This is a genomic window from Marinobacter sp. B-12 (assembly GCF_056857915.1).
This window is the reverse complement of record NZ_JBSXOB010000039.1, coordinates 19,037-29,053: the sequence shown is the minus strand read 5'-3', so window position 1 is coordinate 29,053 and position 10,017 is coordinate 19,037. Positions and strand designations below refer to the sequence as shown.

The 10,017-nt window shown below is 57.1% G+C and carries 9 protein-coding genes; 4 read left to right on the top strand and 5 right to left on the bottom strand.

Annotated features, from left to right (window positions below; translation table 11 throughout):
- Positions 1-187: 187 nt before the first annotated feature.
- A complete protein-coding gene (locus AC13D2_RS05435; protein ID WP_292049011.1) occupies positions 188-610 on the bottom strand; it encodes a hypothetical protein in 423 nt (140 codons plus the stop codon).
- 337 nt (positions 611-947) lie between these two features.
- Between AC13D2_RS05435 and AC13D2_RS05430 the strand changes: the two genes are divergently transcribed.
- Positions 948-1,472, top strand: coding sequence for a fibronectin type III domain-containing protein (locus AC13D2_RS05430; protein ID WP_300498198.1), 525 nt, complete (start codon positions 948-950; stop codon positions 1,470-1,472).
- A gap of 4 nt (positions 1,473-1,476) precedes the next feature.
- Here AC13D2_RS05430 and AC13D2_RS05425 read toward each other — a convergent pair whose 3' ends face one another.
- Positions 1,477-1,803, bottom strand: coding sequence for a DUF2782 domain-containing protein (locus AC13D2_RS05425; RefSeq protein WP_292049040.1), 327 nt, complete (start codon positions 1,801-1,803; stop codon positions 1,477-1,479).
- Positions 1,804-1,933: 130 nt separating this feature from the next.
- On the opposite strand from AC13D2_RS05425, the gene polA reads away from it, so the two are divergent.
- Positions 1,934-4,669 carry a DNA polymerase I gene (gene polA, locus AC13D2_RS05420; RefSeq protein WP_482938309.1) on the top strand — a complete coding sequence of 912 codons (2,736 nt, stop codon included), beginning with the start codon at positions 1,934-1,936 and terminating at the stop codon, positions 4,667-4,669.
- Between the two features lie 221 nt (positions 4,670-4,890).
- Positions 4,891-5,259: a hypothetical protein gene (locus tag AC13D2_RS05415; RefSeq protein ID WP_292049013.1), complete on the top strand. Its 369-nt coding sequence runs from the start codon at positions 4,891-4,893 to the stop codon at positions 5,257-5,259.
- A gap of 29 nt (positions 5,260-5,288) precedes the next feature.
- On the opposite strand, the gene AC13D2_RS05410 is transcribed toward AC13D2_RS05415, so the two are convergent.
- The 3 genes from AC13D2_RS05410 to AC13D2_RS05400 all read right to left on the bottom strand — a co-directional run bounded on the left by AC13D2_RS05410 (position 5,289) and on the right by AC13D2_RS05400 (position 9,141).
- Positions 5,289-6,695 (bottom strand): OmpP1/FadL family transporter, encoded by a 1,407-nt coding sequence (locus AC13D2_RS05410; RefSeq protein ID WP_482938308.1) that lies wholly within the window; start codon positions 6,693-6,695, stop codon positions 5,289-5,291.
- 115 nt (positions 6,696-6,810) lie between these two features.
- Complete coding sequence (locus AC13D2_RS05405) at positions 6,811-7,932, bottom strand: PilT/PilU family type 4a pilus ATPase (RefSeq protein ID WP_300498204.1); 1,122 nt, start codon at positions 7,930-7,932, stop codon at positions 6,811-6,813.
- Positions 7,933-8,106: 174 nt separating this feature from the next.
- Positions 8,107-9,141, bottom strand: a complete 1,035-nt coding sequence (locus tag AC13D2_RS05400; protein WP_027830795.1) for a type IV pilus twitching motility protein PilT — start codon at positions 9,139-9,141, stop codon at positions 8,107-8,109.
- 143 nt (positions 9,142-9,284) lie between these two features.
- On the opposite strand from AC13D2_RS05400, the gene AC13D2_RS05395 reads away from it, so the two are divergent.
- Positions 9,285-9,977 carry a YggS family pyridoxal phosphate-dependent enzyme gene (locus AC13D2_RS05395; protein WP_420390422.1) on the top strand — a complete coding sequence of 231 codons (693 nt, stop codon included), beginning with the start codon at positions 9,285-9,287 and terminating at the stop codon, positions 9,975-9,977.
- Positions 9,978-10,017 lie beyond the last annotated feature (40 nt).

Here is a 10,017-nt window from a genome sequence, read left to right as displayed (position 1 = left end):
CCTCTCAGGAACTCGCGGCCAATCCTTCTGGCAAGATTTCTTTCTCATGAAAAAAGGCACCATACTGTCTGGATATCCAGTAGTATAGCGCCTTTTCGGGCCGGGCCAAGCCGTTCAGATCCACTTTAAGTGAACGGCTTGCCTCACGGTGACCTTTTTTTATGCTTCAAAGAACTCCGTTTGCCGTTCAGGCAGTGGCGGGGCTCTTCTTGGCAGTGCTGGTGCTTTTGCGGGCTGTGGTTTTGCGTGCAGCCGGCTTCTTGGCCTGGGCAGTAGCCTTGGTTGACTGGGCAACGCTGGTCACTTCGTCCGCTGCGTCGGCAACGGTATCTGCGCCTTCAGCCGCTTCTTTCTCGAGCTTGGCAACCAGGTCGGCCGCAAAGCTGCCGAAACGGGTGTTCAGACTGCGCAGTTGCTCGAACAGGTTCTCACTGTAGCCATAATAACGAGTGCGCAAGGTCTTAACGCTGTATTCACGGGCTTCGGTTTCCAGCTTTTCAGCGTACTCGAACGGCTTGGAAGCCAGTTTCTTCTGCTGCTCTTCAGCTGCGTTGATACCCTTCGCTACGATGTCCTGAAGCTGTTCCTGATAGGTCTTGAGTTTACCCATGATGACTCTCCTAAGATTGTGGATGCGTGGTTTGAAAATCTGCATCGTTGTCGCCGGCAAACCGATGCCGACTTCTGATCACATGTCGAAGGTTACGGTCAAAAATTAGAATGTTCATACTAAAACCATCCCCTATTCGTCATCTATCAAAGGGGGCACAGAATCGTCTCGGAATTTACGGATCGTTCACTTGATGATTTTGTCAGGTTCGGCATACTCTGCGCGTTGAATTGAGAAAGCCCGTCTCCCCGCTTTATTCAGGTCTCGCTTCTGACGCACCCCAATATTGGAATAACAGCACTAACAACACGCTGATAAACGGATTGCGAACACTACAATGCCAGGTAAAAAACTCTGCCAGAACGCTGCGGACCTCCGGCAGCAGTGGAAAATCGTCGTAGCCGGGTTGGCGCTGGCCATCATGGCCGGGTGCCAGGAGGACTCCGGGGCGTCAAGGGCCGCTTCAAGCCAAGCCAACGAAGCATCGGAACAAAGGCTGGGGGGCGCCATTTCATCAATTCGGGGCACGCTTGGGCAGCCTGAAACGGCGCAGGGTGAAAACCCCAGCGCGGTGAATCCGACCGACTCGGAGTCGATCACCGCCCCCACACTGTACTGGGACGCTCCGCTTACCCGGGAAGACGGCTCACGCCTCTATGCCAGCGACATCAGCGGCTACCGCATCTATTATCGCCTGCGACACGCGGACAGTTACGAGGTCATATCACTCTCCGGTGATGGCAACACCCGCTACCGGCTTGAGGATTTTCCACCGGGGGCTTACGAATTCAGGATTACCGCCCTCGACGACAGTGGACTGGAAAGTCAGCGTTCCGATCCAATCACTGTCGACCTGATCTAGGCGATTACCACCTGAAGATGACCCAACTGGGCACCAGCATGTCGGTCTCGCTCTCACGAATCCAGCCGCCACCATCCGCTGGCACCAGGTAGTATTCGGGACCAACTTCCGGCACTACCTTGATCTCCACCAATTGGCCATTCACACGGTATTCGTAGAACACCTCGTTCTCACCCGGGCGAATCACAATCTGTGTCCCGTCGGCGGGTGGCTGGTAATCAGACACCACCAGGGGCTCCCTGGGTGTCTGGACAACATCGATATCCTCCTGGGCCACCAAAGGCCCCCAGAGCACACCCAACACAAGACCCGAGCAAGCGATACGTTTCATTTTCATGGTACTCTTCGGTTCTGTTTAAAGACGTGCAAAATCACTCTGACGTACGGAAAAATGCACACCGTTAATGTCAGAGTTGCACAAGCCTATCAACGCTTCAATCAGAATCCGGATCCGTTTTGATATGACACAGCAGCAGACTCCGCCGGTGGTTCTTGTAGATGGTTCGTCCTACCTCTTTCGCGCCTATCATGCCCTGCCGCCACTGATGACCAGCAAGGGCCACCCCACGGGCGCCATAAAGGGTGTTATCAGTATGATCCGGAAGCTGGAACAGGATTTCCCGGGCTCGAAAATGGTGGTGGTGTTTGACGCCAAGGGCAAGACCTTCCGCAATGATCTGTACGAAGACTACAAGGCCACCCGCCCGCCCATGCCGGACGACCTGGCCATGCAGATCCAGCCAATCCACGACATGGTTCGGGCTATGGGGTTGCCTCTGTTGATTGTCAGTGGCGTGGAGGCCGACGATGTCATCGGGACGCTTGCCCACGAAGCCACCAGCAAAGGCATTGATGTTGTGGTATCGACCGGCGACAAGGATATGGCGCAACTGGTGAGCGACCATGTGACCCTGATCAACACCATGACGGACACCCGCATGGACTGCGACGGCGTGGTCGAGAAATTCGGCATTGGCCCGGATCAGATCGTCGACTACCTGGCGCTGGTGGGCGACAAGGTGGACAACATCCCCGGGGTCAACAAATGCGGCCCGAAAACCGCCGTTAAATGGTTGCAGACCTGGAACAATCTGGATGACATCATTGAGCATGCGGACGAGGTCAAAGGCAAAATTGGCGAATACCTTCGGGAAGCCACCGAAACCCTGCCGCTTAGCCGCCAGCTGGCCACCATCAAGACGGACGTGGATCTTGAGTTCGGGCTGGAGGACCTCAAGCTGAGGACCCAGGACGACGGCCAGTTGCTGGAACTGTTCCGGGAATATGAGCTTCGGTCCTGGATTGCCGAACTTGAAAACGGCGACTCTGACGATGAAAAAAGCGCGGACAACGCCAGCGACAACAGCAAAAATTCCGCCAGCAAAGAGAAGACATACACGGTAGTAACCGATCAGGCAGAACTGGATTCCTGGATTGGCCGCCTCAACAAGGCACCGTTGTTCGCCTTTGACACCGAGACCACCAGCCTGCGTTATATGGACGCCGATGTCGTTGGCGTGTCCTTTGCCATTGAGCCCGGTGAGGCTGCCTACGTGCCGTTCGGCCACGATTACATGGGCGCTCCGGAACAACTGGACCGGGACACCGTGCTGAGTCAGTTGAAACCGCTGCTGGAAGATCCGAAGAAAGCCAAGCTCGGCCAGAACCTCAAGTACGACAAGAACGTGCTCGCCAACCATGGCATCAACCTAAATGGCATTGCCGAAGACACCATGCTGGAGTCCTACGTACTCAATTCCGTAGGGTCTCGCCATGACATGGACTCGCTGGCCATGCAATACCTGGGCGAGCAGACCATCACGTTCGAATCCATCGCCGGCAAAGGCGCCAAGCAACTGACCTTCAACCAGATTGAGCTGGAGCAGGCAGGCCCCTATGCGGCGGAAGATGCCGATATCACCCTGCGACTGCACCAGGCGTTGCGCCCGCAACTGGAGAAAACCGGCCGGCTGCAGGAAGTGTACGAAAAGATTGATCTGCCACTGGTGCCTGTACTGTCCCGTATGGAGCAACGAGGCGCGATGATCAGCGCCAGCACGCTACGCAAACACAGCCAGGAACTGGCAGAGCGTATGGCAGAGCTCGAGAAGGAGGCCCACGAGGAAGCCGGCGAAAGCTTCAATCTGGGCTCTCCCAAGCAACTACAGGCCATTTTCTACGACAAGATGGGGCTGCCGGTGGTGAAGAAAACTCCGAAAGGCGCCCCGTCCACGGCGGAACCGGTACTGCAGGAACTGGCCCATGAACACACCCTGCCCCGGCTGATCCTGGAACACCGCAGCCTGAGCAAGCTCAAATCCACCTACACAGATACCCTGCCGGAATTGATCCACCATCGCACCGGCCGGATTCATACCTCCTATCACCAGGCGGTGACGGCCACCGGCCGACTGTCGTCCTCTGAGCCGAACCTGCAGAACATTCCCATCCGCAGCGAACAGGGCCGGCGCATTCGTCAGGCTTTCGTGGCCCCGGAGGGCTACAAACTGGTGGCGGCGGACTACTCCCAGATTGAACTGCGCATCATGGCGCACCTGTCGGGGGACAAGGGGCTGCTCAAGGCCTTTGAGAAGGGCGAGGACATTCACCGGGCGACGGCCGCCGAGGTCTTTGGTGTGGCCGTCGACGACGTCTCCGGCGACCAGCGCCGCAGCGCCAAAGCCATCAATTTCGGGTTGATCTACGGCATGTCTGCGTTCGGGCTCGCCCGCCAGCTGGATGTGGGTCGCCATCAGGCCCAGGAGTATATCGACCGCTATTTCGAGCGTTACCCCGGCGTGCTGAAATACATGGACAACATCCGCAAACAGGCCCACGACGACGGGTACGTGGAAACATTCTACGGCCGTCGCCTGTACCTGCCGGAAATCAACGCCCGCAACAAGCAGATGCAGCAGGCCGCCGAACGCACCGCTATCAACGCCCCCATGCAGGGGACTGCCGCGGACATTATCAAGCGGGCTATGGTCAGCGTTGAGGACTGGCTACAGGAACATCATCAGGACGATGCCCGGATGATCCTTCAGGTTCACGACGAACTGATTCTGGAAGTGCGTGAATCCGCCGTGGACACGATTCGCGAAGGTTTAGAGAAGCGGATGTCTGCTGCGGCATCGCTGGATGTGCCCTTGCTGGTTGAAGCTGGCGTCGGTAATAACTGGGACGAAGCCCACTGAATCTGCCGGCCCGGGTTCCGTTTTGGGGCGAAACCACCTTTATTCGCCCCAAAACACACCATTCTTATTGCCGCCCCACCCACATTCTCCCAGCAACGGCGGCGCTGGGTTCAACAACCGAAAACGGCACGAAATTCGCAGGCCTCGAGAACGTCGGCCCCGGATTCGCATGAGTGAATAACGGGGCCATGTTGTGACACTTTCTACTCGAGGCACTCACCATGATTTCTCTGGCTTCCGAGCGCAGTTGGCTTATGAACCCTGGTTTACTGAAACTTGTTCACCAGTGTCGCCGTTTAATCCAGTCTGAGTTTGGGGTAAAGCTGCATCTCACGGAAGAGCACCTGGAACAGCATTTAGCGGACTATGCCAGCAAAACCCGCTCAGCCCATCTCATCCGCACTTGGGAAACACTCAAGCCGCAGATCCCCAACCTGGTTCTTCATGACGATACCGATAACGAAAAACGACTGTATCGGGGACAGGAAATTGCCGAGGAAACTTCAAGAGGCAGCAGCAGTACTTCCGAAATGGAAGCAGAAAGGACAAGAAAGAAGAAGGTTATCTATCGTGGGCAGGTCATCGGTTGAGGGGCGCCGCGCGCCCCTCAACGTACCCCTTAAAACTGCTTGCTGACCTGTACACCTGCACTCCAGGCGTCCAGCTCATAGGTACCACGATAGCGTGCGGCACCGGGCATGGGCTCGTCGTTGACGTCGTAGTTCTGTTCGTCCACTTCTTCGTCATCGAACAGCAGCACCCCGGCCGCCACGTCCACCGTCCAGCCTGAGCGGGCATCGGCGTATTGTGCGCCCAGCGTGACCCATTCGCGGTCCCCAGACGGGATTCGAGCCGTACGGAAATCGTCGTTCACCGGCGACTCATCCCAGGCATAGCCGGCTTTGAATGCCCACTCGGGGGTCGCCTGCCAGATAGCGCCGACATTGGCCTGCCAGGTGTCTTTCCAGTTTTCCGAAACGTGCGTCACCAGGCGTTCATCGCCCAAACTCGGCCCTGTCTGGGAGGAAATTGAGCCATTGTCCTCACGGCTGACCACATTCAATGCCTCAAACCGGCTCCACTTGGCCCAGGTCGCACCTGCCAGCAGGGTTACGGTATCGGTCAATTGGTGGCGGGCACCGAAGGTGATGCTCTCGGGAATATCCAGCGGGACAGTAACCTTTTCAGTAACCGTAGACTGGTTGAACACCAGGCCACCACCACTGAGACTACCCTGCGGATAGTTGCGAACTTCCGCCTCGCCATCCAGTTCCAATTCTGTTCCGGTCTGGGCGGAGATACCAAACTGTGTCCGCTCCGACATTTCCCAAAGCATGCCAAACGCAAACGTGAGCGCCACGTCATCGCCTTCGATGTCCGCATAACCGTCTTCCAAGGTTCCCGGGGGCAACCCGAAGCGGGCTTCTGTGCCACTGTAGTCCTGGAATTTGGTCAGCCGGCCTTCGGCGTAGATCACATTGACGCCAGCACCCATAGAAAATCCGTTACCGTCATTAACGGAAATGGACGGGCTGAATGCGATGGCGGTCAGCTCGGTCTTATCCGCGAAAAAGCGTCCCTTGAAGTCATCGTCGTAATCCGCCGCCAGGCCATAGGGGGCGTGCAGGCCGAAGCCCACGTCCAACCAGTCGTTGATTTCGTGGGTCATGTAGAAATTTGGAAGGACGGCCGGATCGGCGATATCACCACCGTTCCCACCGGCGACGGCACGGCCGTCGTCGCGGACGGCACTACCAGTGCCTTCCTTGAGTTCGGCATCAATATCCAGAACAGCGGCGCCAAACGACATATTAGTGCCGGAAAGCTGGCTCATGCCGGCCGGATTGAAGAAAACCGTGGTGGCATTTTCCGGGTTGGCTGCGGTGCCGGCGTTGGCAACGCCCATGGCACTGGCACTTTGCTCATTGAGTGAAAAACCGCCGGCCAGCGCTGCGGCGGGTGCCACCAACGCCGAAGCCGTCGCGAGTCGAATAACAGAGCCGGGCAATACTTTGTTTTTGCGCATAAATCCCCCTGGATGATCGTCGGGGCGGAGTATACGCATCACGGGTCAATGGCCTCAAATGCCATGACTACTGATTCGGACTCCTAATAATTTACCACTTTAGTCTAATCCCCGATCAATCGTCCTGGATTGACAACTTGTCGACGCTGGAAGCCAGTTTGTCAGCGCCCTGGGAATCGGCACCCAGCTTGATCATCAGCCGCAGGTCGTTGGCTGAATCCGCGTGCGCGAGGGCATCTTCATAGGTGATGGAGCCTTCGGCATAAAGTTCATACAGCGCCTGGTCAAAGGTGCGCATACCGCTCTCGTTGGACTTGGACATCAGTTCCTTGAGGCGGTGCACTTCGCCCTTTCGAATCAGGTCTGCCACCAATGGTGTGTTGATCAACACTTCGATGACGGCTTTGCGTCCCTGCCCGTCCGGCGTTGGGATCAACTGTTGAGCGACAATGGCCTTGAGGTTCAGGGACAGGTCCATCCAGATCTGGTTGTGCTGTTCCGGCGGGAAGAACTGGATAATCCGGTCCAGCGCCTGGTTGGCGTTGTTGGCGTGCAGGGTGGCCAGGCACAGGTGGCCGGTTTCGGCAAACTGTACCGAATATTCCATGGTCTGGCGGGTACGTACCTCACCGATCAGGATCACGTCCGGCGCTTGGCGCAGGGTGTTCTTCAGCGCGATTTCAAAGCTTTCGGTATCAATGCCCACCTCTCGTTGGGTCACGATACAACCCTGGTGCTGATGCACGAATTCGATGGGGTCCTCGATGGAGATGATGTGGCCCCGGCTGTTGCGGTTACGATGCCCGAGCATGGCCGCCAGCGAAGTGGACTTACCAGTACCGGTGGCGCCCACGAACATGATCAGGCCACGCTTGGTCATGGCCAAGTCCTTGATGATTTCCGGCAATGCCAGATCGTCAATCTGCGGAATTTTCACCTCGATCCGTCGCAGCACCATGCCGCAGAGATTACGCTGGAAGAAGGCGCTGACCCGGAAACGGCCGATGCCACGGGCACTGATGGCAAAGTTGCACTCGTGGCTTTCTTCGAATTCGGCCCGCTGTTTGTCGTTCATGGCGCCGTAGACGAACTCCCTCGTCTGCTCGGGCGTCAGCGCGTTCTTGGTGACGGGCAGGACCTTGCCGTTGACCTTCATGGAAGGTGGCACACCGGCGGTTATAAAAAGGTCGGAACCGCCTTTTTCCACCATCAAACGGAGCAGTTTTTCGAATTCCATGATCTTTTTACCTGTGTTTCTGGCTTTCGGTGATTTGGGTGTCGGGCAGTGCCTGTTCCAGGGCACGCTGTGAACACGTCCATGTACGCTCGACAAAAACATCCATGTTTTTGACATCCCTGGAACAGGCACTGCCCGACACCCTCCGAACGTTTGTCGAGCCTTCTACAAAGTTTAGAAATTATCCGGCATTTTTGCCTTCATTCTCGCGGCTTCGCGGGAAATCAGGCCTTTCTTCAAGAGTTTCTCCAGGCACTGGTCCAGCGTTGTCATGCCCAGGGAGCCACCGGTCTGGATTGCCGAATACATTTGCGCAATCTTGTCCTCGCGAATCAGGTTACGGATCGCCGAGGTGCCAATCATGATTTCGTGGGCCGCAATCCGGCCACCGCCCATCTTCTTCATCAGGGTCTGGGAGATAACCGCCTGTAACGACTCTGACAACATCGAACGAACCATGGATTTCTCTTCCGCCGGGAACACGTCCACCACACGGTCGATGGTTTTTGCAGCCGAGGTCGTGTGCAGGGTACCGAACACCAGGTGGCCGGTTTCCGCGGCGGTTAGCGCCAGGCGGATGGTTTCCAGGTCCCGCAGCTCACCGACCAGGATGATGTCCGGGTCTTCCCGCAGTGCGGAGCGCAGGGCTTCGTTGAAGCCCAGGGTGTCACGGTGCACTTCCCGCTGGTTCAGCAGGCACTTTTTGGATTCGTGCACGAATTCGATGGGGTCCTCGATGGTGAGGATGTGCTCGTAACGGCTGTCGTTAATGTAGTCGATCATCGCCGCCAGCGTGGTGGACTTACCGGAGCCCGTTGGGCCAGTCACCAGAACCAGGCCGCGGGGTACAGAAGCGATGTCCTTGAACACCTGGCCCATGCCCAGGTCTTCCATCGTCAGCACTTTTGACGGGATGGTCCGGAAGACCGCGCCGGAGCCGCGGTTCTGGTTGAACGCGTTGACACGGAAGCGGGCGACGCCAGGCACCTCAAAGGAGAAGTCGGTCTCCAGGAACTCTTCGTAGTCCTTGCGCTGCTTGTCGTTCATGATGTCGTAGATCAGCCCATGGACTTCTTTATGTTCCATCGGCGGAAGGTTGATGCGGCGGACATCGCCATCAACACGGATCATAGGGGGAAGGCCGGCGGACAGGTGCAAGTCTGATGCGCCCTGTTTGGCCGAAAAGGCAAGCAGTTCAGTAATATCCATAGGGGTCCTCGGAAGGCTTTTTTCTTTTATCCCGGTATGCGCCGGCTCCGGTCATTGGCACTGAACGACTTCACTTGGCATTTCAGCAACCTGCGGGTAACGTGTCAGCGTATCAGACTGACCGGAATCGGCGGATTCGCACTATGAGCAGCATAGCAGACAACATCGGGAGCGTAACCCGACGCATACAAAAAGCAACATTGAAGGCCGGCCGCGGCGGGGGCTCCGTGCACCTGCTGGCGGTCAGCAAGACGCGGCCGGCAGACGAGCTTCGCATGGCTTACAACGCCGGCCAAAGAGCCTTTGGTGAAAACTACGTTCAGGAAGCTCTGGACAAGATGGACGAGCTGCAGGGGCTGAACGCTATCGAATGGCACTTCATCGGCCCAACCCAATCCAACAAGACCCGCCAGATTGCCGAGGCATTTGCCTGGGTACACAGCGTTGACCGGCTCAAGATCGCCCAGCGCCTGAACGATCAACGCCCCCTTTCTCTTCCTCCATTGAACATCTGCCTGCAGGTGAACATCAATAATGAGAAGAGCAAGTCCGGTTGTGCCCTGGAGGATCTTATCGATATGGCAGACGCCATCGAAGAGATGCCAAATCTCTCGCTCAGGGGGCTGATGGCGATTCCGGACCCGGACCAGCCCGAGGCGGAGTTGCGCTCAAGCTTTCGTAAGCTGGCCAACGCCCTCAAACAAATGCGGCAGGAAGCCCCTGGTTGCGGTCCGCTGGACACCCTCTCCATGGGCATGTCCGGTGACCTTGAGATGGCCATTGAAGAGGGTGCAACCTGGGTGAGAGTCGGTACCGCCCTGTTCGGGCCTCGGTAACCGGAGGCTGACAGCCTCATATCCTGTTATCATCAGCGGC

Coding starts and splice junctions, on each gene's coding strand:
- polA (WP_482938309.1), top strand. CDS start 1,934: ATGACACAGCAGCAGACTCCGCCGGTGGTTCTTGTAGATGGTTCGTCC.
- AC13D2_RS05400 (WP_027830795.1), bottom strand. CDS start 9,141: ATGGATATTACTGAACTGCTTGCCTTTTCGGCCAAACAGGGCGCATCA.
- AC13D2_RS05425 (WP_292049040.1), bottom strand. CDS start 1,803: ATGAAACGTATCGCTTGCTCGGGTCTTGTGTTGGGTGTGCTCTGGGGG.
- AC13D2_RS05410 (WP_482938308.1), bottom strand. CDS start 6,695: ATGCGCAAAAACAAAGTATTGCCCGGCTCTGTTATTCGACTCGCGACG.
- AC13D2_RS05435 (WP_292049011.1), bottom strand. CDS start 610: ATGGGTAAACTCAAGACCTATCAGGAACAGCTTCAGGACATCGTAGCG.
- AC13D2_RS05405 (WP_300498204.1), bottom strand. CDS start 7,932: ATGGAATTCGAAAAACTGCTCCGTTTGATGGTGGAAAAAGGCGGTTCC.
- AC13D2_RS05395 (WP_420390422.1), top strand. CDS start 9,285: ATGAGCAGCATAGCAGACAACATCGGGAGCGTAACCCGACGCATACAA.
- AC13D2_RS05430 (WP_300498198.1), top strand. CDS start 948: ATGCCAGGTAAAAAACTCTGCCAGAACGCTGCGGACCTCCGGCAGCAG.
- AC13D2_RS05415 (WP_292049013.1), top strand. CDS start 4,891: ATGATTTCTCTGGCTTCCGAGCGCAGTTGGCTTATGAACCCTGGTTTA.